The organism is Allobosea sp. 05T433 (assembly GCF_056396065.1).
Genome location: NZ_JBFTKS010000051.1, coordinates 1 through 25,153, shown reverse-complemented (window position 1 = coordinate 25,153; position 25,153 = coordinate 1). Strand labels below are relative to the sequence as shown.

Here is a 25,153-nt window from a genome sequence, read left to right as displayed (position 1 = left end):
TCGTAGGGTGTGAGCCCCCTAAGGGTCTTCAGCCGGCGGCCGAAATTGTAGGCGGCAACGAAGTCTGTGAGGTGCGCCTCGAACTGGCGATGATCGTCATAGTGGAAGCGCTTGACGGTCGCTTCCTTGATGGTGCGGTTCATCCGCTCGACCTGCCCGTTGGTCCAGGGGTGCTTCACCTTGGTGAGGCGATGCTCGATGCCATTCTCGTGGCACCGCATGTCGAACATGTGGGTGATGTAACGAGCTGTCGGCCAAAGCCCAAAGCTGCYTCCCGACATAGGACGTTGTCCGTGAGMACGGTGTGGACCCGGTACGGTACCGCGTCGATCAGAGCCAMCAGGAAGGCRGAAGCCGAGGTCCGGCCGGTCTTCCTGACCACCTAGACAAAGGCGAATTTGCTCGTGCGATCAATGGCCACGTAGAGGTAGAGCTTGCCCTCGGCAGTCTGTACCTCGGCGATGTCGATATGGAMGTAGCCGATCGGGTAGGACTTGAAGCGCCTCTTCGGCTCCTTGTCTCCTGCCACCTCCGGCAACCGGCTGATGCCATGACGCTGCAGGCAGCGGTGCAATGATGAGCGCGTCAGATGCGGGATCGTCGCCTGCAGAGCATAGAGGCAATCATCGAGCGGCAGCAGAGTATGCCGGCGGAAGGCGACGATGACCGCCTCCTCCTCGATCGACAGCACGGTCGATCGAGGCTCGCATGGACCGGTCTTGAGATCCGCCGTCGAGCTCCGTCTCTTCCACTTGGCCACCGTCTTCTGGTTGATGCCATAGCGCATCGCCAGAGCCCTCAGGCTCTCTTGATGGGATGGACGGCGCCTGCACCGGCACCATTCTTAAGGCAGGCGCGTTGCCATCACGGACCATTCCGAGGAGCCCCATCCATGCGCAAGCAGCACACCGACCTGTCCGCGGCTGTAACGGTAGGTCTCGATTTGGCAGCTTATCTTCCAGGTTCACGTGGTCGACGGCTCGGGCGGTGTGCTGCTGACGAGAGCCATCAGACGTCGGGACCTCTTGCCCTTCTTCGAGCAGCTACCGCCATGCCTGGTCGGGCTTGAAGCTTGTGGCTCCGCCCATCATTGGGCGCGTAGGCTAATCGGTTGTGGTCATGATGTGCGGCTGATGCCGCCGGCCTACGTAAAGGCCTATGTCCGGCGCCAGAAAAATGATGCAGCAGATGCAGCGGCAATCTGCGATGCTGTGACCCGGCCATCCATGCGCTTCGTGCCGGTACGCTCGATCGCAAACCAGGCTGCACTCATGCACCACAGGGTCCGCGAGATCCTCGTCACCCAGCGGACGCAAATGCTGAATGCCCTGCGTAGCCACCTGGCCGAGATCGGGATCATTGCCGCGCAGGGACCGAACAACGCCCGCAGCCTGGCTGCTCTCATCGGTGGTGGCGACGAGGCGGAGATCCCGTCAACCGTGCAGACGGCCCTGGCTCCGCTCGTGCGCCAGATTGAACATCTCGACGCGGAGATCGCAGCCAGCGATGACGCGATCGAACAGCTCGCGAAAGAGAATGAAACCGCCCGGCGCCTGATGACGGTGCCTGGCATCGGTCCGGTGACGGCTTCCGCCATCGCTGCGACGGCGCAGGATGATATCTCGGCATTCGAGGGGCCGCGCGCGTTCTCTGCCTCTCTCGGGTTGACGCCTCGACAGAACTCGTCTGGAGGCAAGGAACGGTTGGGGCGGATATCCAAGATGGGAGACCGCTATCTCCGCAAACTTCTCGTCGTCGGTGCACACGCAGTGTTGCGTCACCGCCGCAAGGGCGAGGGCGCTCTGAGGACTTGGGCAAGCCGGCTCCTGGATACCAAACCCTTCAGAGTTGTAGCCATCGCCGTAGCAAACAAGCTCGCCCGCATCGCATTCGCGCTGATGCGGAGCGACCCAGGCGCCGCCGATATAAAATTGCTTCGTATGGTTCATGGTACTCTCAATTCCTGCGACTTGGACACGCTCAGGTCATCGCCAAGGCGGGATCAGTCTGCACGAACCATAGGGTCGCCTGCTCGCGCGGCTGTCCCGCTGCGAAGACTACCCCATAGAGACGCAGCCAGTTGCCGTTCGTGATCTTTTCGACTTCGTCCGGTTTGAAGCCGACCTCGCGCAGGCCGTCGGGCAGAAGGCCGAGATGGTGGACCTCGGTGAACCAGGATGGCGGCGGGGCCTTACCGGGGCGGTCGGCCGAGGCGGCACCGTAATCAACGCCGCGTGTCCAGCGACCCATGCGCATCCAGTCATAATCCGGTTTTGTGAAGTTGTGACTGCGATCGGTGCCGATCGCGACATGGTCGATGCCCATCAAGTCGACTGTCCGGGCCACCATCTCGCACCACGAACGGAGCGAACTCGAGTAACGGTCGCCGGTGATGTTGCGATTAGGTCGCGCAGCCAAGCACACCGCCCATTTCGGCCAGCGCCTTCAACACATCGTCGGTCTTGTTGCGCTTATGGGCAAACAAGCTGTCGGGGTTGGCGTGAGTGACGGCGACCGGCTTCTCCGACCACTGAATAGCGTCAAGGGTCGAGCGCCCGAACAGATTGTAACTATTCCGTGACTGCTTCGTTCGGAAGCAGCTGTAGCTCCCCAAATTGCTTTGACAAAGAATTGGACGGGATACATATTAGAATCCAGCGTCGCGGTCTATCGCTAAATTCACACCTATCCCGCCAAGATCTTTCGGGCGCGCCATGATTTTAAACCGCCTCTTTGACATTAACGTAATATCTGAATATTCAAGTATATTAGATTTTAAATTATGTATTAATTCATTCGATAGTTCATATTCAGGACATAGAGAATGACAAATAAGGCCCATCTAAGATCCTATTTATTGACTTCTTACCTCAATAGACAATGGCATAAATTGAGTCTCGCCAAACAATACACACTGGCGAGTTCAGCCCTCGTCGTCCTCGGCATGCTGACCCTGGGAGGGTGGGTTTCCAATATCATCGAGACCATCGTCACGGAGAATGCAGCCGTCGCGACGGCCCGGTACATGGACAACTTCGTCCAGCCGCATCTTCAAGCACTGCCCTCAGCCAACGTGCTGCCGCCCGATAGCAGTCAAGCCCTTGACGACGTGATGGAGACGGCGGCCGTCCATATGCGCGTCAGCGCGATCAGGGTCTGGGCGCATGACAACATGCTCGTCTACAGCACTCGTAAGGACGAGATCGGCAAGACACTCGCGCCAAAGGAAAGCTTGAACGCTGCCTGGCACGGCAAGATCTCCGCCGAATTCGATCACCCACACATCGAGGAGCATGACAAGGACCACGCAAGTCATACACCTCAGCTCGAAGTTTACTCGCCGATCCGATCGAGCGCGGGCATGATCATTGCCGTCGCCGAATTCTACGAGAATGCCGAAGAGCTCAGGCAGGCCCTGATCCAGGCACGAGAGCAGAGCTGGATCGTCACGGGAGTCGTGACGTTTCTGATGATTGCAGGCTTGTTCTGGATCGTGGCTCGCGGCAGCACAACGATTGAAAGGCAGCAACTATCGCTCCAGGAGCGTGTCGAGCAGCTCTTTCAGTTGCTCGCGCAGAACGAGGATTTGCGTAATCGCCTGCAAGCATCGGCACACCGCACGACGGAGCTCAATGAGCGGTACTTGAGGCAGCTTGGATCCGACTTGCATGACGGCCCCGCCCAAATGCTCAGCCTGGCCCTGCTCAGGCTTGATGGGTTGAAGCCCCGGAACACGGAAGCGGACGACGAGGCCAGGAAACGGAGCAACGCACACTCTACGATCAAGTCGGTATTGTCTGATGCGCTGAAGGAAATCCGCAGCATTTGCTCCGGGCTGACGCTTCCTGAAATCGAAAAACTCTCGCCGAGATCGGCCTTGTTATCGGCTGTGCGCGCCCACGAACGGCGAACGCTGACATCTGTCTCCATCGACATCTGCGATCTGCCGAATGACATGGATCACGCCACCAAAACCTGCCTGTACCGTTTCATCCAAGAAGGCCTGAATAACGCATTCAGACACGCGCGCGGCATGGGCCAACAGGTGAGCGTGCGATCCGACGGAGCGCTGATCACTGTCGAGGTGACGGACCAAGGCCCGGGTATCGAGCCCCATCGAAATCATCCCAGCGACGTCCATCTCGGCCTCACCGGCCTCAGGGATCGAATCGAGATCCTTGGCGGAAGCCTGCATGTCTCAAGTTGGCCGAACAAGGGAACACGCCTGACGACACGCCTCCCCCTTCAACCGACAGGTGAAGCTTATGGCTGACAAGATCCGGATTGCCGTCTTCGACGATCACCCGCTGTTTCGGGCGGGTGTCGTGCACACCTTGGCCTCCGAGCCCGACCTGGAGGTCGTTGGGCAGGGTTCATCGGCCCATGAGGCCATTCAGATCGCCCGGGAGCGGCTGCCAGATCTCGTCTTGCTGGATCTCGACATGCCAGGCGGCGGCATGTCGGCCATCGAGGCGATCGTCACCCATTGGCCGTCGGTGAAGACCGTGCTGCTGACGGTCGCGTCGGATGAGGAACAGGTCCTGGCCGCGATGCAGATGGGCGCTCAGGGCTATATTGCGAAGGGCGTCAGCGGCGTTGAACTGGTGAGCACGCTCAAGGCCATCCATAGCGGCCAATCCTATGTGTCACCGGAACTTGCGGCCAAAGTTCTGACCCAGATGAAGAGGCCAAACTCCAAGCGAAATGCGGCGGCAGACCCGTTCGCGGACCTCACGGGCCGCGAGGAGCAGGTTTTGTCCTTCGTCGCGCAGGGCCTGACCAACAAGGAAATCGGCAACTCCCTGTCCCTCAGCGAAAAGACGGTCAAACATCACATCACGAATGTCCTTCAGAAACTTCACGCCAGGAATCGCGTGGAAATAGCCATTATGGTCAACAAAAAATCACCCGGAACACAATACATCAACGCTCGATTACTTTAGTTGCCGGAGATAAATACATCTCCAATCTTGATATCCATTGTGACAACAGCGATTTAACGCCATTCCGAGCGGGAGCGCGCCAAGCAGACCCTCCGGCCATCGATTGAACCCCAGACCAGGATGCCGGCGGCATTCGGCTGGCCCATGAATTCCGAGCATTTGCGGCATTGCAGGGCCGTCACCTGCCGGAGCCTTGGGTGCGGTCGCTCGGGGGCAGTCAAACCCCGCGAAAGGCACGCATGACCTGATCCGTCAGGGGCTTCGTCAGATAAGACATCACTGTCCGACTGCCTGTCTGGACGAATGTCTCGACCGGCATTCCAGGAATAATCTTCAGATTGCCGAGACGCTCGCGCTCTCCGGGCGTGAAGTTGATACGGGCAGGGTAAAACTGGGCCCCGGACCTCTGATCCTGCACCAGGTCCGCGGCAATCCGATTGACCACCCCAAAAATCTCGGGAGTTGTTCTCTGGTTGAACGCAGAGAGACGGAGCATCACTGTCTGCCCGGCGCGGAGCTGGTCGATGTCCTGGGGCGCAACCTTGATCTCGACGGAGAGATCGTCCTCTTCAGGCACGATCAGCATCAGCGTGTCTCCCGCAGCGACGACTCCCCCGATCGTATGGACGTTGAGCTGATGGATCGTACCGGTCTGCGGAGAGCGGATATCGATACGCTTCAACTGGTCTTCGGCCGCCACGCTTCGTTCCGTGAGCTCGACGGCCCTGTCCTGAATCTCGCGCAGTTCCTTGGCGACCTCGCTCCGCAGATCCTGGTCGATCTGGATAATCTGCATCTCGGTTTCGGTTATCTTCCCCCTGGCCTGGGCGACCGAGGCGATCATGGCGCCGCGCTCGCCATCCAATCGCGCGTCCTCGCGTGAGAGGGCGGTTACGCGACTGAGCGAGACCAGATTCTTGCGCCAGAGCTCCTGCACTCCATCAAGCTCCTGATGGATGAGGACAATCTCCTTGCCCTTGGCCTTGGCCTGGACTTCAAGACCGTCGATCTGCTCGCGCAATTGCTGGACACGCTGGCCCAACTGCTCCTTCAGGCCGGCGCGAGCCAGGCGCCGAAGGTCGAACAGGCCTTCCTCGCCGTCGATGAGCCGCGCCACGTCCGGCTCGGCCACCCGCTTCATGAGGCTATCGGGAAAGACGAGACGGTCGCGGCCGTCACGCTCGGCCTCCAGGCGCGCCTGGCGCGCGCAAAGCTCGTCGAGCGTCTTGGACAGCATCGCCAGGTTCGACTTCGCCACCGTTTCGTCAAGTCGAATGACCACCTCGCCGGCCTTGACCTTGTCGCCGTCCCGGACATTGAGCGCACCGACAACTCCGCCGGTCGGGTGCTGTACTTTCTTCGCATTCGAGTCGACGACAACCACCCCTGCAGCGACGACTGCTCCGGACACCTCCGTCCTCGCGGCCCATCCGTAGAGCCCGCCCACAAGGATGGTCGTAGCGGCGAGACTTGCGAGCAGGTGGCGCCTGATCGACCGGCGGGGGTCTGTTGCGGTTTTCGGCGACATGGATCAGTTCTCCACCGCCTTGAGGACGGCCGCGGCCGGGAGCGGCACAGGGCGCGTCACCCTGGACAGAACCTCGTCCTTCGGACCGAAGGCCTGTGCCCGCCCTCCGTCCATCATCAGGATCATATCCAACCCCGCCAGCGCACTCGGGCGATGCGCAACGACCACGACGATGCCGCCGCGTGCCCTGACCCCGAGGATGGCCTGCGTCAGCGCGGTATCGCCCTCGGCGTCGAGATTGGAATTGGGCTCGTCGAGCACGATGAGGAACGGGTCGCGGAACAGCGCCCGAGCAAGACCGATCCGCTGGCGCTGCCCCGCCGACAGGGCGGCTCCGCTATCGCCAATTTCGGTTTCATAGCCATCAGGCAGGCGTAGGATCAGGTCATGCACGTTCGCAGCCTTGGCTGCGGCAATGACATGCTCCGGATTGGCAGCCGGGTCGAAGCGCGCGATGTTCTCGGTCACTGTTCCCGCGAAGAGTTCCACGTCCTGCGGCAGATAACCGAGGTACCCGCCCAGATCTTCATCAGGCCAATGCTCAAGGGCAGCACCATCAAGCCTGATTTTGCCACGGCAGGCCGGCCAGATGCCGACAAGCAGCCGCGCAAGGCTCGATTTGCCGGAGCCGCTTGGCCCGATGACGCCCACGCCCTGACCGGCCTTGAGCGCAAATGAAATCTCCTGGACCAGGAGGCGCCCCTGCCCGGGGGCAACCACCGCAGCGTTCTCGACGCTCAGCGACAGGCGCGGTGCCGGCAGCTTCAACCGTCCGCCCGGCGCCGCTTCGGTCCCCATGACCTGCTGAAGCCTGCGCCACCCCTGCCTCGCGCCGACAAAGCCTCTCCAGTTTGCGATGGCGAGCTCCACCGGGGCCAGTGCCCGGGAGGTCAGGATCGAGGAGGCGATCATGATGCCCCCGGTCGCCTGGCCGTCGATGACGAGATAGGCACCGATGCCGAGAATGGCCGACTGGAGCAGCATGCGCGTCACCTTCGTCAGCGCACCGAAGCCGCCGGAGACATCGGAAGCCCTTTGCTGGAAGGTCATGTGGCGGCTGTTGGCATCGTCCCAGCGCGCACCGATGCGCCGCGCCATGCCAAGGGCCCGGACCACTTCGGCATTGCGCCGACCAGACTCGGTGATCCGGCTGCGGATAGCCGCGGCGCCAACGGCTGATCTGGTCGCATGGCGGGTGAGCATGTCTGTCAGAAGCGTCACGGCGACGAGGAAAAGGGCCCCGCCAAGCGCCGCCAGGCCGATCCAGGCGTGGAAGGCAAAACAGACCGCCAGGTAGAGTGGTATCCAGGGCAGATCGAAGAGCGCAGCCGGCCCTCCGCTCGCCAGGAAGGCTTTCATTTGGTCGAGGTCGCGCAAGGGCTGTTGTCCGTCGCCATCGATCCGACTGCGCAAGGGCTGCCGGAGCACCCCCTGAAAGACATCCTGGGAGAGCTCGCGGTCGAGCGTCGCGCCGATGCGCGAAAGGATGCGCCCCCGGCAGAGATCGAACAGTCCCTGGAAGGCGTAGAGCGCCGCCGTGATCGCAGCGAGGCCAATGAGCGTGGGGATACTGCGGCTCGGCAGCACCCGATCGTAGACCTCCAGCATGAAGATGGAGCCGCTCAGATAGAGCACGTTGATCAAGCCGCTCAGGAGCGCGACACCCGCGTACGCGTCCCAGCTCGAAGCGAGCCAGGAAGGGCCCTTCGACGTCATGGCCCCCATATCCCCACCCCATGCGTTGCCGGCGTCAGGCTTGCGGCCGGATCGGATGCGCCTGGGTTCAAGGGGCTTTCCACTCTCCCGCCGCAAGGGGCCTGCCTGGCAAGGGCTTGTTCCGACGACGAGCATCTGCGGCTCCGGTCGTGCGGCACAACAATCATGCCATTCCCTGAAATCACGTCGCAATCTCCGTCGAAACGGCCCGGAATCCGGATGCTGGACATCACATCGGCGCTGAAACAGCCCTCGGCATGCGCTATCCAGCGACCCTAATCCGATCGCCGCCTCGGCAGAACGTACTCTCGTCCAAAGCCTTCAAGGACTATGGTCCGACATCATTCGGACGATGGTCGCTTCGCCCTGACCTTCACCGCCGGCTCCCGTGCCCAGGTTGCGATGCCGCAGTGCGCCGGAATGAACCGAGGCGCCACCGGCGAGCTTCGAAACAATGGGTGGTGTCGCTTGCATCCGTAACCGTCTCCGGCATGCAGCGGCGAGGCGTTGGCGACTATGGTCCAACGAATTCCGACCATGGTCCGGCCGCGCTGGCCAGAAGTCCCAAGTACTTATGGATTGAACTTCCAATACTCAAGTCGCAATTGCCAAAACCTCACTTTATCGGCATCATCCTCGATAACAATTTCGCGAAATACCGGCTCAACTCCACATCATTTGATCAGTATAGAGCCAATATTTGCGATATTTCAGATGCATTGATTTAGCCTGCACGCGGCAGCGCGCCGAGATCCGGAAAGAGAGATCCTCCAGCAACCACTCGAGGCCGGCCAGGCCCCGAGCCGGATCGTGTTGACGCGTGCAAACAGACAAGCAATCGGGAGGTCCGGCTATGGTTACGTTTGATCGCGTAGACCTCGATTACATCCTGCAGCAGATCCTGATGGCCGAGGCCGGGCAAGGGCCCGTCAACCCGCATCTGGCCTTTGGATTGCGCGAGGTCGCAGGGACCAACAACAACCAGTCCACCGGCGCCGGCGGCTCAACATCGACATATGGATCGATCGACCAGCCTCTGCCTTTCTATGCGACACAGCTGTTCCAGCCAGGATACGCAGCGGGCACGCCATTCGTGGTGGATTCCACGCCGCGCACGATCTCCAACCTGATCTCCGACCAGAGTTCGGCCAACCAGGCCGCTGTCGACGCCTACAACGCCCTGCACCCGGAGCGGGCGACGCCCATCACCGTGCAGCTTCAGTTCAATCCCGACGGCACAGCGAACTCCGGCTATATTGCCAATCTGGGCATCGCCAATGTCACGCCGGATGGCGGCATTTCCGCCCCGTTCAACACGTGGTTCACCCTCTTCGGGCAGTTCTTCGACCACGGCCTCGACCTGATCTCGAAGAGCCAGACCGAGATCGTCTTCATCCCGCTGCTGCCCGACGATCCGCTCTATGTGCAGGCGACGGCAACCAACCCCAACCCCAACAACTTCATGGTTCTGGCGCGGGCCGTGCAGCCGACATTGAACCTGGTCACTCCGTTCGTCGATCAGAATCAGACCTACACGTCTCACCCCTCGCACCAGGCCTTCCTGCGCGAGTACCTGTCGACGCCAGGCGCGCTCGCCGGAACGGTCACGATCGAGGCCACGGGCCGGCTGCTCGAGCACACCGATGCCACGGGTGCGAACCACCTCGCCACCTGGGCCGACGTCAAGGCCAATGCCCTGAAACTCGGGATCGCGCTGACCGACTACGATGTCGGCAATGTGCCGCTGCTGGCGACGGATGCCTATGGCAATCTCATCCTCGGTGCCCATGGCTTCGCACAGGTTGTCGTCGCACATGCTGGAGGCGGCACGACACTGGTCGAGGGCACAGCGACCGGCCTCGACCTGACAGATCCGCTGCCGCTCGAGAGCGGCGAGAAGGTTGTCCGCATTGGCCACGCCTTCATCAACGACATGGCGCATGCAGCGAGCCCGTTCGATTCAAGCGGCAACCTGCTGCAGCCCGACAGCGACGGACTCGCCGGAGGACCTGCGCCCGCGGCTGGCCTCTACGACAACGAGCTTCTCGACAGCCATTTCGTCGGGGGTGATGGGCGCGCGAACGAGAATATCGGCCTGACCACCGTCCATGAGGTCTTCCACAACGAGCATAATCGCCTGATCGAGCAGACCAAGGCGATGGTCCGGGGCGAACTCGCCAAGGGCGACACATCGTTCGCCCTGAACTGGGTGCTCTCCGGGGCCAATCTCGCGGACGGCATTCAGGACGATGAATGGAACGGGGCGCGGCTGTTCCAGGCCGCCAAGTTCGGCACCGAAACGCAGTACCAGCACCTGGTCTTCGAGGAATTCGCGCGCAAGGTCGTCCCGACCATCCATGTCGCGGGCGACACCAACATCCACCTCGACGCGGCGATCACCTCCGAGTTCGCCAATGCGGTCTACCGCTTCGGCCATTCGATGCTGGACGAGACCATCGACCGCTTCGATGCCAACGGCAATCCGGTCCTCAACCCGGCGACGAACCAGCAGATGACGCTGATCGATGCCTTCACCAACCCGCTGGCCTTCCTCGCTCAAGGCTCCGACGCCGCGGCCCAGATCATCCGGGGCGCGACCCAGCAGGTCGGCAACGAGATCGACGAATTCGTCACCGGCGCGCTGCGCAACAACCTGCTCGGCCTGCCGCTCGACCTCGCCGCCCTGAACCTGGCCCGCGGCCGGGACACCGGCGTGCCGACGCTGAACGCGTTCCGCCACCAGATCTACGATCAGACGCACGACGCCAACCTGCGCCCCTACCAGAGCTGGGATGATTTCGGTCACTACCTGAAGCACCCGGCTTCGCTGGTCAATTTCATCGCAGCATACGGGACGCATGCCGCCCTTACGGCCGAGGCGACAGTCCTCGACAAGCGCACGGCGGCGCTTGACCTGATGGTTTCCGCTCAGAAGACGGTGAGCTTGAACTACGCCTTCAGGGATGCCGCGGGCAACCTGACGAGCTTCAAGTATACCGATGCCGGCCTGAAGCACACCGACTTCGCCTTCGTCGATCAGACCGGCCGCTACACCGAATATGGTTTCACCGACGCAGCCGGCCATCTGACCAACAGCGCTCTGGATGCGGCGGGGATCGCCAACATCGCCAATACGGCGAACACCCTCAACGCCGACAATATTGGCAATGCCGACCCATCCCAGGATGCCGGCAAGCCGATTCTCGATGGCTTCGGTCATCAGATCTCGGTCGCCAACACCGATTTCAGCCAGGATGCCTACGACTTCCTGCATAGTCAGGGCGCCTACGGCAACGCCGATCCGGCGACCTCCACCAATGCCAACCTCATCCACGACGCCAATGGCGCTGTCGCTCTCTGGAGCACTGGCTCGATCACCGGGCTCGATCAGGTCGATATGTGGATCGGCGGCCTTGCCGAAAAACAAGCCCTGAACGGCAGCCTGCTCGGCTCCACATTCGAGCTCATCTTCCGCGTGCAGCTCGAAAACCTGCAGGACGGCGACCGGCTGTACTATCTGCCGCGGATCGAAGGCACACATTACTCCGACCAGATCGAGAACAACTCGTTCGCGGAGATGATCCAGGCCAATATCCCCGGCACGCATCACCTGCCCGCTTCGATTTTCCAGGCGATGGAATACCAGATCGAGGCCAAGGACTATTACCAGCTCGATGCCAACGGCAATGTGCTGACGGATGCCAATGGCAACCCGCTCCTGCGCGCCAATCCGACATTCCCGACCTGGACGGATGCCAACGGCGTCGTGCACAACCTCGTCGAGATCACCAAGGACGGAACCCTTCATTTCATCGGCAAGGATTTCTACTTCGGGAACACCATGGTGCTAGGCGGCACCGACGCCAATGACAAGCTGCTGGCCGGAAACGCAGATGACGACACGGTCTGGGGCGACGGCGGCAACGACACCATCGATGGCGGTGGCGGCAATGACAATCTGTTCGGCGGTAGCGGCGACGACCTGATCACGGATCAGGCCGGCGACAATGTCGTGCATGGCGATGACGGCAACGACACGATCCTGCTCGGCAAGGGCGCCGACATCGTCTTCGGCGGCGCAGGCGACGACTACATTTCCTCGGGCGGCGGCATTGACGACGTCGTAGGCGGCGCGGGCAACGACATCATCCTGGCCGGCGAAGGCGGCGAAGAGGTTCAAGGCGATCAGGGCGATGACTGGATCGACGGCGGCAAGGATGGCGGCGACGTGCTCATCGGCGATGTCGGCGCGCCAACCGGCGAGACGCCGCTTTATACCGGCAACGATGTGCTGATCGGCGGTGTCGGCACCGTCATGAAGGGTTTCGGCGGCGACGACATCATGCTCGGCGTCGGCGGCTTCGATAAGTTCCTCGGCGGCACCGGCTTCGACTGGGCCTCCTTCGAGCTCGAGACGCAGGCCGTCAGCGTCGACATGAAGCGGCGCGAGTTCATCTCGCCGATCAATCCGTTGGGCGGCGACGGCATTCGCGATGTGTTCAGTCATACCGAGGGCGTCAGCGGCTCGCAGTTCGACGACGAGATCCTCGGCGCCAATGACCCGCGGGCGGTGCGGGCGGCCGCCAAGGATGCGCTGCTCAATCCGAACCTGATCCTGGGGCTTGCCGACACGCCGGCCGACGCCGCCGGCAAGACCTACACCAATCACAACGGAACCCTCGAGGGCTCCTTCTTCGCACCGGGCGCCGGCGGCCCCAACAGCGCCCTCGGCTTCGCCGGTGGCGACATCCTGCTCGGCGGCGCTGGCAACGACCGCATCACGGGCGGTGGCGGCGACGACATCATCGACGGCGATGCCTGGTTGCATGTCGCATTGCAGCCGAATGCCCAGGGTGTGATCGGCGCGGGCAGTCAGATCCTGCGCGAGATCCGCTACGACGACACACACCCCAACAACGTCGACACGGCCGTCTACAGCGACAACGCAAGCAATTACACGATCACGGTGCGCGGGGCCGCGGGCGCAACTGTGGTCCGCCAGCTGGATGCAGCAACAATCGCGGGGCTGGCGAGCGGCGCGATCCAGCTCGCACCCGATGCGCAGGGCTTCGTCACGGTAGCGCATACGCCCGCCGGCGCCGTCGCTGCGACGAAGAACGCAGTCGATGACGGCACCGATCGCCTGCGCAATATCGAGCGGCTCGAGTTCGCCGATGTCACCGTCGACGTCTCCGGTGGCCGCAACCACATCCCGGTCAGCACGCTCACCGTCACCGATCGAACCGGCAACATCGCGGCACCTGCCGTTGAAGACACCCTGTCCTCGAACTTCGCCACGGCCGGCGTGATCAAGGATGCAGACTTCGCAGGCGGTATCATCACCACCCCGATCTCCTACCAATGGCAGTATCAGGACCTGATCCGCGCCGAGTGGATCAACATCACGGGCGCGACGAATCCCAACGCCCTGGTTCCCGGCAGCTTCGAGGAGGGTCTGCAGATCCGCCTGAAGGCCACCTATACGGACGCGCATGGCTACACCGAGACGGTGACGAGTGCGCCGACACCCCTGCTCGCCGCGGATCCCGGCAAGAACTTCGGGCCGACGCAGAACCAGCGCGTCGTCCAACTCGTGGACAATGTCGATGCCTATCAGGGCGAGAAGATCAACGTCTTCGTTCCGATCACGAATTTCTGGACCGACGACCATACGGCGAACACCGCGCTCCACTTTGCCGCGACGCTCGCCAATGGCCAGATTCTCGATGGCTCGGCGGCTGCATTCGGTCTCCGCTTCACGCTTCAGTCCGACGCGACCGGCATCACCGGTGCCACCATCACCGGCCAACTTCCGGTCGGCTTCAACGGAGCGATCGACCTCCGGTTCTATGCCACGGATGATGCGATCACGACGCCGGCGGGCGTGGTCCTGCCCGCGCATACCTCGACGGCCGACTTCGCCATCAACGTTCTCAACACCACCGGGAATGTCGCCAACGATCCAGCCGCCGCCGTCACCGCGGCCGCGTCCCCTGCTGCACCGGCAGCGGATCCGATGGGGGTGAGCTTCGACCGCGTCGATCTCGACTGGATCCTGAACAATATCAAGATGGCCGAGGCCCATCAGCCACCGGTCAATCCGCATCTTGCCTTCGGGCTGCGCGAGGTCGCCGCAACCAACAATAGCGCGGTGTCCGGCCAGGGCACGTTCGGCGCCTCGGACCAGTCATTCCTGCGACTGACGACCCCGGTGCTGGGCCTCGCCCAGGACAACCCCTTCGCGCCCGGCCTCAACCTCACGAGCTATGCGCAGACGCATGGCAGCGTCTATGATTCCAACCCGCGCATGATCAGCAACCTGATCGTGGATCAGAGCGCCGCCAATCCTGCCGCACTCGAGGCTGCCACGTCGCAGGCGACGGTGATGCCGGCGGTGCAGGACCCGAACAAGGTCGCGGCCCTCGACGGCTTTGACCCGACCACCGGACTGCCGAACTACTCCATCCCGAACGTGACGCCGGATGGTGGCATTTCAGCGCCGTTCAACACCTGGTTCACGCTGTTCGGCCAGTTCTTCGACCATGGCCTCGACCTCGTCAACAAGGGCGGCAATGGCAGCGTCATCATCCCGCTGCTGCCGGACGACCCGCTCTACAAGGCTGGCAGCCCGACCAATTTCATGGTGCTGACGCGCGGAACCATGATCGAGCGCACCGCCGGCGCCGACGGGATCGTCGGCACGTCGGACGACACCTTCACGCACGAAACCACCAACGCGATCACGCCGCCGGTCGACCAGAGCCAGACCTATTCCTCGCATCCCTCGCATCAGGTGTTCCTGCGCGAGTACATCAACGTCGCAGATGCTGGCCAGGCGCCGAACATCCATTCGACCGGACGGATGCTCGACCATGTCAACCAGGCCGGAGCGACCCAGACCGGGAATGCCGACGCGACGGCGGCGACCACCGACCTCTCGCACCACATGCCGACCTGGGCCGACGTCAAGAAGAACGCGCTCGATAATCTTGGGCTCAAATTGTCGGATTACGACGTGGTCAGCGTGCCGCTCGTCCAGGCCGACGCCTATGGCAACGTCATCCGCGGCCCCAACGGCTTTGCACAGGTCGTCTATCAGGTGCTCGCCACCGACAGCACGACCCATATCACGACGTTGCTCGCCGAGCGGACCGTCGAGGGCACCGCAGCCGGCCTCGACATCGACCATATCGCGGTGCCGGCTGACCTTGCAGCCCCGCCGAACGCGACGCTGTCGACGCAGTATGTCGGCGCCGGCGTCGCCTTCATCAACGACATGGCCCACAATGCCAGCCCGTTCAACGATTTCGGCCAGGCTCTCACCGCGGACGGCGACGGCGTCGCTGGCAATGCGCCCCCGGTCGATCCGGCCACGGGCCAGAATCTGGTCTACGACAACGAACTCCTCGACGCGCACTACATCGCAGGCGACGGCCGCGTGAACGAGAATATCGGCCTCACCGCCGTACATGACGTCTTCCATTCCGAGCATAATCGGCTGGTCGAGCAAACCAAGGCCTTCATCCAGGCACAGCTCGACAAGGGCGATACCTCATTCGCATCGGAATGGGTTCTTCCGGGCGTCAACCTCGCTCCTGGCGCCGGTGGCGCAGCGCATCAGATCACGGCCACCGAGTGGAATGGCGAGCGCCTGTTCCAGGTCGCCCGCTTCGGCACCGAAACACAGTACCAGCACCTCGTCTTCGAGGAATTCGCACGCAAGATCGCGCCCGACATCCATGTCTCCGGCGATACCAACATCCATCTCGACCCGGCGGTGTTCGCCGAGTTCGCCCATACCGTCTATCGCTTCGGCCACTCGATGCTGGACGAAAACCTGCAGCGCTATTCGCTGCATCATGGCGCTGACGGCGATCCCCTGAACGGCACGCCTGAGCTCGATGCCAACGGGAACCCGATCCTGCTCGACGGCAATGGCAATCAGGTTTCGAGCAATATCGCCCTGCTGACCGCCTTCACCAACCCGCTTGCCTATCTGAATGGAGGCGCCGACGCATCCGGCCAGCTTGCTCTCGGCTCCATGGCCCAGGTCGGCAACGAGATCGACGAGTTCGTCACCGGTACGTTGCGCAACAACCTGCTCGGCCTGCCGCTCGACCTTGCCTCGCTCAATATCGCGCGCGGCCGGTCCGAGGGCGTGCCGGGGATCAACCTGGTTCGCAACGAACTCTATAGCGAGACCAACGACGCGTCCCTGAAGCCATACGAGAGCTGGCACGAGTTCGGCCAGTTCCTGAAGCACCCTGCGTCCCTGATCAACTTCGTCGCAGCCTACGGCACCCACCCGAGCATCGCCAACGCTACGACCCTCGCCGACAAGCGTGCGGCTGCATTGGCGCTCGTCAGCGCCGGCGAGGACGAAGCCAACCGCGGCACCGATGCCTATGACTTCATGCACAGCACCGGCATCTACGCGAACAACGTCAATGACCCGCGCGCCTATCATGGCGCGTTGATCGACCCGATCACCGGCTCGGCTCAGATCGACCCGGTCACACATCAGCCCATGCTCGATCAGACGCCGCCGCACTACAGCACAGGCTCGGTCACCGGCCTCGACGCGGTCGATCTGTGGATCGGCGGTCTGGCCGAGAAGCAGAACCTGCATGGCGGCCTGCTCGGCACGACGTTCGACTATGTCTTCAAGCTGCAGATGGAAAACCTGCAGGATGCCGACCGGCTCTACTATCTGCCGCGCATCGAGGGCATGCAGTTCTCCGACCAGATCGAGAACAATTCCTTCGCCGAGATGGTGATGAACGCCACCGGCGTGCACCACATATCGGCCAGCATCTTCCTGACGCCGGAATACAAGATCGAGGCTACGGACTTCTATCAGCACAATGGCGATGGCAGCGTTGCGGTCGACAGCCACAACAACCCGATCTTCGCGGTCGGTCCGGCGATACCATCCTTCACCGGCACGGACGGGCAGTTGCACCCACTGGTCGAGATCCAGGGCGACGGGACCGTCCACTTCCTCGGCGAAGACAACTTCTTCGGCAACACGATGGTGCTCGGCGGCACCTCGGCGAATGATCGGCTGATGGCTGGCCAGGCAGATGACGACACGGTCTGGGGCGATGCCGGCGACGACATCATCGATGGTGGCGGCGGCAACGACAATCTATTCGGCGGCGACGGCAACGACATCCTGAGCAGCACCAACAGCTCCATCGGCTCATCGTTCCACGGTGATGGCGGCGACGACACCATCTATGGCAGCAAGGGCGACGATCTGATCTTCGGCGGCGCCGGCAACGACCTGATCTACGGCAACCAGGGTGTCGACGACATCGTCGGCGGATCGGGCAACGACATCATCTATGGCGGCGAGGGCGGCGAGGAGATTCAGGGCGACGAAGGCGACGACTGGATCGATGGCGGCCCCGACGGCGGCGATGTGCTCGTCGGCGACGTCGGTGCACCGACCGGGCAATTCCCGCTCTATGCCGGTGACGACGTCCTGATCGGCGGCGTCGGCACCGTGATGAAGGGCTTCAGCGGCGACGACATCATGCTTGGCGTCGGCGGCTTCGACAAATTCCTCGGCGGCCTCGGCTTCGACTGGGCCTCGTTCGAGAGGGAGACGCAGTCCGTCGCCGTCGACATGAGCATCAAGGAGTTCATTGCGCCCGACGCACCTCTCGGCGCCGATGGCATCCGCGACATCTTCACCCAGACCGAAGGCCTGAGCGGCTCCCGCTTCGACGACATCCTGACCGCGGACAATAATGCGCGCGCACCGATCGTGCCGCTCGCCAAGAACCAGCTGAACAATCCCAGCCTGATCAAGGGGCTGGCAGACGGCCCCGTGGACGGCTTCGGCAACCCGGAGTTGTCCTTCGTCAACGGCACGACCGAAGGGGCATTCTTCAAGCCCGGCACGGCGGTGAGCATCACCGGCAATATCGTCCTCGGCGGCGGCGGCAACGACATCATCGAGGGCGGCAGGGGCGACGATGTCATCGACGGCGACGCCTGGCTGCATGTCGAGCTCTTGCCGAACGCTGCGGGCGTTGTCGGCCTCGGCAGCCAGATCCTGCGCGAGATCCGCTATGACACGACACCGGGCAACATCGACACGGCCGTGTTCACCGGAAACGCCTCCGACTACACGATCGACGGCAATGAGGACGCCGAGGGCTTCATCACTGTCGTGGACAGCGTGGCCGGGCGCGACGGCACCGACCGGCTGCGCAATATCGAGCGGCTGCAATTTGCCGACACGACGATCGACGTGTCGCAAATCGACTTCGCCGTGGCGACGCACAATCATATTCCGCAAGCCAACCCCTCGGTCGGAGGAGCCGCCCTCCAGGTCATACTTGCCGCTGGGCTGGCCGCCCCGCAGGTGAACAGCGCGCTGACCACCGATGTGACGAACCTGGTGGATTTCGACTTCGCCGGCGGCACAATCACCAATCCGCTCTCCTTCCAGTGGCAGTACCTGAACATTGCGCGCGGCGAATGGGTCAACATCGCCGATCCGGCGCTCGACCCCAACGGCGCCACCACGGCGACCTTTACGCCGACCGACTTCTTCCTCGGCCAACAGCTTCGTGTCGTCGTGACCTATGCCGACCCGGCGGCTCAGTCTGGCTTTGTCGAGCGCGTTGTCTCGGCGCCCACGGCTGTTCTGGTTCCCGATCCGCTTGCCGCAAACACCGCGCCATTCGTCGTGGCGCAGCAGGAGCTCGTCGGGCTGCCCAATACGGCAGCAGTACAGGATAAGCCGATTACCAACATGTTCCTGCCACTGACGACGGTCTTCGGCGATCGGGAGACGGCCGCGACGGCGCTCACCTATACGGCCGCCATCGTCGATGCCAACGGCGCCGCGCACCCCATCACGAACGCGACATCGTTCATGGGCCTCGCCTTCACGGTCGATCGGGACGCGACCGGCGCTGTCACGGACGGTCATATCACCGGCACGCCGCCGGCAGGCTTCACGGGCGGCATCACGGTGCGCATCACGGCAACCGACCCACAGGGACTCGCAGTCACCAATGACTTCACGATCGATGTGCTCGGCCGCAGCAATGGCACACCGGTCTTCGGCAGCAATCCCGTCAATGCCCAGTTCAACGAGTTCACGACGGCGGCCGTCATCGCAGCGCAGAATCTCAGCACGCCTGCGGGTACGCTCGTCGCCGGCCTGAGCGCGACAGATACCCTGACTGCATTCCAGATCGCCAACCACCAGGTCGCTGCCCCGCTGGCATGGAGCATCGTCAACGGCGACGCGCTCACACAGGGGCTGTTCAAGATCGGAGCCACGACCGACACGGTCACGGCAGCCGGCGTCACCAGCGCTGCGACGCTGGTGTTCAATCAGGCTCCCGACTTTGAGGCGATCAAGCAGCAGCTCGGCGGCAATCCCAATGCCTCGATCAACGCCGCCGGCACCGAGATCACCTTCACGATCCAATTGCAGGTGAGCGATGGTGACCAGACAACGATCCAGACCGAGATCGTCCGGATCGAGAACGTCAACGAGGCGGCCTCGGGAGCAGTCCATGTCGGCGGCTTCAGCGCCAATACGGCCAACGCAGTGCTTGCCGGCACTGACACGCTCGCCGATCCCGACCTGATCACAGCAGCCAACCCCACGGGCCGGATTGCCGGCATCAATCCGCCCGGCACCGCAGCCCCCTTCCAGTGGCAGCAATGGAACGGCACCGCCTGGGTCAACATCACGGGCGCGGCCGGCACGGCGCCGTCGCTCACGATCGCAAACCAGACGGTCCGGCTTACGGCCAGCTATAGTGACGTGTTCGGGGCGAACAATCCGGCCAACACCCCCGCGGCAATGATCTCTCCAGAGACCTTCGTGGTTGGGAACGGTAACGGCAACACCTTGTCGGGAGACGTCCCGGCCGGCTTGTTCGCCAATGGGCACAACCGGACCTTCCTCGGCCTCAGCGGTGTCGATACCGTATCCTATGCCAACGACGCGTCAGGCGTCGCGGTGAACCTTCTTGATCCGACCAAGAACACCGGCATCGCCGTCGGCGACAAATACGTGTCGATCGAGAACGTGACCGGCGGGTCGGGCAACGACATTCTGACCGGCGATGCCAACGCCAATGCCCTCACCGGCGGTGTCGGCGACGATCTCTTCATTGCCACAGTCAACGACGGCAACGACAATTATGCCGGCGGCGCCGGCATCGACACCTACGACCTGTCTGCAACCTCTGCCGGGGCCGTCGTCACGACCAGCAGCGCAACGAGCAGTCAGATCGGCAACGACACGTTGAGCGGCATCGAGAATATCATCGGTAGCCAGGGCGCCGACACCATCACCGTCAATGGCGGCGTGAATGTCATCGACGGCCAGGGCGGCAACGACATCATCGATGCCGGCGCCGGCATCGACACCGTCCATGGTGGCTCGGGCGATGACATTATCACTGGCGGCACCGGCAACGATGCGCTGTTCGGCGACGCTGGAAATGACAGCTTCATCTACACCATCGGTCATGGTGCCGATGCGGTCGATGGCGGCGCGGACACCGACAAGCTTATCATCACCGGCACCAACGCGTCCGACACGCTCAATGTCGTTTTCAGCGGCACCACGCTGACCGCCTTCGAGGGCGGAACCATCACCAGCATCGAGCAGGTCACCGCGGATCTCGGATCCAATAGCGGGTCGGGCGACACCTTGTCCTATGCTGGGACGACTGCCGCCGTAACCGTCAATCTCGGAGCGGGGAACGCCTCCGGCTTCACCTCGATCGCCAATATCGAGAACGTCACCGGAGGCAGTGGCGACGATAGTTTGACGGGCAATGGCGGGAACAACACCCTGAATGGCGGCCTTGGCAACGACACGCTCAACGGAGGCGGCGGTACCGACACGATGATCGGCGGCGCGGGCGACGATATCTACATCACCGATGGCAACGACACCCTCACGGAAGCTGCCAACCAAGGCACGGACACGGTGCGGAGTTCCGTCACCTTCACGCTTGCCAACAACTTCGAGAACCTCACCCTGACCGGGAACGGCAATATCAGCGGAACAGGAAACAACGCCGCCAACGTCATCGTCGGCAACGGCGGCAACAACACCCTCACCGGCGGCGCAGGCAATGATGTCATGACCGGCGGAGCAGGCAGCGACACCTTCCTCTTCAACACGACCAACGAGTCCGGCGTAGGGGTCGGCAACAATGATGTGATCACCGATTTCGAGGGGGCCGGCGTCGCTGGTGGCGACATCATCGATCTCTCGGCAATCGATGCCAACACCGGCTCTGGCGGAAACCAGGCCTTCACCTTCATCGGTAGCGCCGCCTTTTCCGCCGCAGGGCAGGTGCGCGTCATCCAAAGCGGCGGCGACACGGTCGTCCAGCTCAACACGAACAACAATGTCGGCACGATCGAAATGGAAATCAAGCTCGCGGGGCTTCACAGTCTCGCCGCCGGCGACTTCATTCTGTGAACAGAGAGCGGGTAGCGCGATGGAGCCATCCTCGCGCTGCCCGCCGCTGCGCGGCGGTGCCTCCTGCTCGCCTCCTATCGCGGCTCCGGCAGGAGTACTGCGCCGCTGGCGAGATGGCCGATCGTTTCGTCGACATGCCGGCGGGCGATCGCAAGCAACGCCTGCTCATCCCGCCACGATGCAGGCCCCTCCGTTTCGTGAAACCGGCCCCGATCGGCGGCGATCTCGCCGGCCAGCCATTGGGCCAGCACGGCCCTGTCCATCGTGCCGTCCAGCCGTGCGGTGATCGCACGTCCCATTTTCGATAGGTGAACCGCGACGTGGCGCAATCCGGTCACGGACGGAAGCCCGAAGGCAGCCTCCGCTCGCGCCAGCGGCCAGGCGACGGGGCGTGCGGCATCTTTCCGACCGACGCAGAGCGCCAACAAGGAGGGCTCGGCCCGGCCTTCATGGATGAGGCTCATGAGCACGCGCGCGACCCGGGGGCCCTCCTGCCCGGAAGCGAGTTCCGCGACCGGGAGCGTGCCCGGCCATGCGTCGGCCAAGCGCGACATCGCGTGCGCGACCGCCGCGCCCCTTGTTCCCAGCCGGCGCCCGCGCGCATCCTTGAACGATGCCGTCTCGCCGGGTGCTGGCGGCGTCCGCTCGAGCCGCATCGAAACATGGAGGTGGCGGAGATCGGCCGGCTTCGGCGCGTGGATCGCGCGGGCCGCGCTTGCCTTGACGAGCAGCGAGCGCCGGAACGGCCTGCCGCCATACTGGTCGAGCAGCGCCGCCGCCGCCATTGGGTCCTGCACCGCCAGTTCCGCAATCCTGCGCCGCATGCCCGGCGCCAGCAATTCGCGGGCATCGGCATCCAGGTCGGCTTCACACAGGAAGCTCAGGCCGTGCCTGCCCGCCCGCTCCATAAAGTCGCCGAACGAGCAGGGTGCGTTATGTTCGGTCAGGAACTCGCCGAGCACATAGGAGCCCGGCATCCGCAGCAGGCGGGCCGCTTCCGCGCGAATGATCTGACCGAAGGCGAAACCTCCTGCGGTCGCCGTCTGCAGGGTCTCGAGGACCGCGCGCGCCCGCTCGACGCGCTCCCGCGGCGTGCCCGTGCTGCCGACCTGGCTGCGCAGGATGTCGCGGACGGGGCTGCGCAGATGCCAGCCCGGCAGAACATTGTAGCTAACGGCCGCGATGCCGTTATCGGCAAGCGACGCCTCGATCACGCGCAGGATCGCATCCTGCACATGCCCCGGGACCCAGCTGAAGACACCGTGGCAAATCACATAGTCAAAATGCCCGCGGGCGCTGCCGGTATTGGCGAGATCGGCCTCGATCAGCTCGATATTGCCAAGGCCCAGCCCAGCGATCCTGCGTCGCCCGTCCGCGATCTGCCGTGAGGACAGATCGATCCCGACGAAGCGGGAGCGGGGGAAACGCGCGGCCATCGGGATGAGATTCCCCCCCGACGCACCGCCGAGTTCCAGCACGCGCGCGGGCTCAGCCGCAGGAGCGTCGAGACCATGGAGGGTCGCAAGCGCGCCGAGCGTCGCGGGATGGGTGTAGGCGATCGGCAGCGAGAGATACGGGAAGCCGTCATAATCGCTGGCATCACGGCCGGGTCCATCGTTCTCGGCAATAGGGCTTGGATACGCTGGGTCGCCCACACTCATCCGCGCCCCTCGTCACCTACACCGTGCCGGCCGCCCAACGGGTATCGCAGCCCCCGCATCGACTGGCAGGCAGAGCGGATCATACTGAGCCTGCGAACGGGTAACTGCAACCGTATGGCCAGCGAGCATTGTCCCGGGAATGGTGCGATCTGAGCCTGCCACGGTAGGATAGTGGCATGCAGCCGATTTCCTCCGCTCGTCACCAGCTCCCGCCTAGAGTAGCGTACGATTTTGAGCAGCTCTTGTTCTGACCCCAATTCGGGCCAGCGAGGCTTGAGCCTCGATCCGGCCTCCATGGCCCCGCGGCCAAGGTGCTTGCCGATGATGTAGAGGTGGTCGCCGGTCGCGGCGCGGTGGGCGAGCATGCCGCCCTGTTCGATCTCGGCCTCGGACGCTCGACGCACCCGGTACTGGCGCTGTGGGAAGCGCCGGAACAAGCGCTTGTCTACTGGTTGTCCTCGTCGATCCGTTGGGCCAGCCGGCGCTGCCTCGGGGTCGGGAGAGTTTCGCCGGGCTGGCGGACGCTCAGGTGCCGTTTGGCGGGCCGCCTTTAAGTTCCCAGGTCAAAATGGCGAGAGCCAAATTCTCAAGCTTCACCTCGGCCATTGGATGACGGGCAGCGGAATGGAGGTCGCGAGCCCGAGAGCAGGCGCGGATATAATCTGCCTCCGAACTCAGCACCATCGAGCGCCGACTTACATTAGATAGCGCGCGGTTCCGTCTGCGGTCTGGTCGCTCTTCACGCATGCAGATTTAGCTCCGCGGCGTCGAGAGATTTGATCGCCTCAGCCGTGCTGGCCGAGGCCGTGAACACGATGATCTTCGTCTTTGGCGCGATCCTCGACTCGTCTTTCAGGGGCGGAACCTTGTGGCAACCGGGATGCTCGTCGCCGCAGCCAGCTTTTGCGCGGCGATGACCGCCTCCAGACGATTACGGGCATTCAGCTTTGCCATCAGGCCGGTCATGTGCGCCTTGATGGTCTTGGTGCTGAGCGAAAGCTCGCGGGCGATCTCGCTGTTCATCTTTCCGCAAAGCAGCAGTTTGACAATCTGCTCCTCCCGGACGCTGAGCCTGTTGCAGGCCGCCTTCTGTCGTTCGAGAGACTTGTCCTTCAAGGCGCAGATTAGTTTGCTCGCGAACGAGGGACTGACATAGACGTCGTTGCGTTGCGCGGCCTGAAGGGCTTGAATGAGGTCGTCTCCCGGGCCGCTCTTTAGGACGTAGCCCTTCGCCCCGGCATCAAGAGCCCTGATCGCATCATCCGTGCTGGCCGAGGCCGTGAACACAACGATCTTCATGGTGGGAGCGATCCTCAACGCGTCCGAGATCGCCCGATAGATATCCCCCGCCATGCCGGGATCGACGATCATGTCATCGGGCCGATGGCTCCTGGTGATCGACACCATATCGTCCGCGACATTCCCGGTCGCGGCGAGCGTAAAACCGCCCCATCGTTTCAGCAGGGCGGCGATCCCCTCCATCAGCACCGGGTGATCATCGACGATTGCGAGCGAACGATCCGGCATGGCTCCTCCCCCTCTCTACTTTACCGCTGCAAGTCGAATGAGATGGTCGCTCAGTCAAAACCCTTTGCGAGATGGTGGGGCGCTCCATGTTGGAGCGGCGCTGGTCGGCTGCCGGATCCCCTCCCATTCGATGATTCGAACATGAGGTGCAGCGGTCGCCTCACCTCTCCTTGAAGATCCTGTTGGCGTGGTCTGCGAAGGGTTTCGTCAGGAACGAGAGCGCGGTGCGTTCCTCGGTGGTGATGAAGACCTCGACCGGCATTCCGGGCTGGAGCTTGCGGTCGCCGAGGGCGGCGACGAG

The 25,153-nt window shown here is 63.0% G+C and carries 9 protein-coding genes and 2 pseudogenes; 4 read left to right on the top strand and 7 right to left on the bottom strand.

Annotation, left to right across the window (positions count from 1 at the left end; genetic code table 11):
* A pseudogene (locus tag AC1DGP_RS33460) lies at positions 1 to 811 on the bottom strand (IS481 family transposase); the annotation flags it as partial.
* Positions 812 to 913: 102 nt separating this feature from the next.
* On the opposite strand from AC1DGP_RS33460, the pseudogene AC1DGP_RS33455 reads away from it, so the two are divergent.
* Positions 914 to 1,901 (top strand): annotated as a pseudogene (locus tag AC1DGP_RS33455) (IS110 family RNA-guided transposase); the annotation flags it as partial.
* A 79-nt stretch (positions 1,902 to 1,980) separates the two neighbouring features.
* On the opposite strand, the gene AC1DGP_RS33450 reads toward AC1DGP_RS33455, so the two are convergent.
* Both AC1DGP_RS33450 and AC1DGP_RS33445 read right to left on the bottom strand, forming a co-directional pair.
* On the bottom strand, positions 1,981 to 2,418 hold the full coding sequence (locus AC1DGP_RS33450) for a membrane dipeptidase (protein WP_476777304.1): 438 nt from the start codon (positions 2,416 to 2,418) through the stop codon (positions 1,981 to 1,983).
* Positions 2,402 to 2,614 carry a membrane dipeptidase gene (locus tag AC1DGP_RS33445; protein ID WP_476777305.1) on the bottom strand — a complete coding sequence of 71 codons (213 nt, stop codon included), beginning with the start codon at positions 2,612 to 2,614 and terminating at the stop codon, positions 2,402 to 2,404. The genes AC1DGP_RS33450 and AC1DGP_RS33445 overlap by 17 nt, the downstream gene beginning before the upstream one ends.
* Positions 2,615 to 2,824: 210 nt before the next feature.
* Here AC1DGP_RS33445 and AC1DGP_RS33440 point away from each other — a divergent pair, with 210 nt between their 5' ends.
* Together AC1DGP_RS33440 and AC1DGP_RS33435 are read left to right on the top strand one after the other, a co-directional pair.
* Positions 2,825 to 4,273 carry a sensor histidine kinase gene (locus AC1DGP_RS33440; RefSeq protein ID WP_476777306.1) on the top strand — a complete coding sequence of 483 codons (1,449 nt, stop codon included), beginning with the start codon at positions 2,825 to 2,827 and terminating at the stop codon, positions 4,271 to 4,273.
* Complete coding sequence (locus AC1DGP_RS33435; protein WP_476833159.1) at positions 4,266 to 4,943, top strand: response regulator; 678 nt, start codon at positions 4,266 to 4,268, stop codon at positions 4,941 to 4,943. Before AC1DGP_RS33440 ends, AC1DGP_RS33435 begins: the two co-directional genes overlap by 8 nt.
* A gap of 217 nt (positions 4,944 to 5,160) precedes the next feature.
* On the opposite strand, the gene AC1DGP_RS33430 is transcribed toward AC1DGP_RS33435, so the two are convergent.
* Positions 5,161 to 6,471: an HlyD family type I secretion periplasmic adaptor subunit gene (locus AC1DGP_RS33430; protein ID WP_476777308.1), complete on the bottom strand. Its 1,311-nt coding sequence runs from the start codon at positions 6,469 to 6,471 to the stop codon at positions 5,161 to 5,163.
* A gap of 3 nt (positions 6,472 to 6,474) precedes the next feature.
* On the bottom strand, positions 6,475 to 8,187 hold the full coding sequence (locus AC1DGP_RS33425) for a type I secretion system permease/ATPase (protein WP_476777309.1): 1,713 nt from the start codon (positions 8,185 to 8,187) through the stop codon (positions 6,475 to 6,477).
* 853 nt (positions 8,188 to 9,040) lie between these two features.
* Here AC1DGP_RS33425 and AC1DGP_RS33420 point away from each other — a divergent pair.
* Positions 9,041 to 21,664 (top strand): peroxidase family protein, encoded by a 12,624-nt coding sequence (locus tag AC1DGP_RS33420; RefSeq protein WP_476833158.1) that lies wholly within the window; start codon positions 9,041 to 9,043, stop codon positions 21,662 to 21,664.
* 74 nt (positions 21,665 to 21,738) lie between these two features.
* Here the strand turns inward: AC1DGP_RS33420 and AC1DGP_RS33415 are convergent, their stop codons facing one another.
* Together AC1DGP_RS33415 and AC1DGP_RS33410 are read right to left on the bottom strand one after the other, a co-directional pair.
* Entirely contained in the window at positions 21,739 to 23,325 is a 1,587-nt protein-coding gene (locus AC1DGP_RS33415) for a methyltransferase regulatory domain-containing protein (RefSeq protein WP_476777311.1), read from the bottom strand.
* Between the two features lie 852 nt (positions 23,326 to 24,177).
* Positions 24,178 to 24,852, bottom strand: coding sequence for a LuxR C-terminal-related transcriptional regulator (locus tag AC1DGP_RS33410; RefSeq protein ID WP_476769625.1), 675 nt, complete (start codon positions 24,850 to 24,852; stop codon positions 24,178 to 24,180).
* Positions 24,853 to 25,153 lie beyond the last annotated feature (301 nt).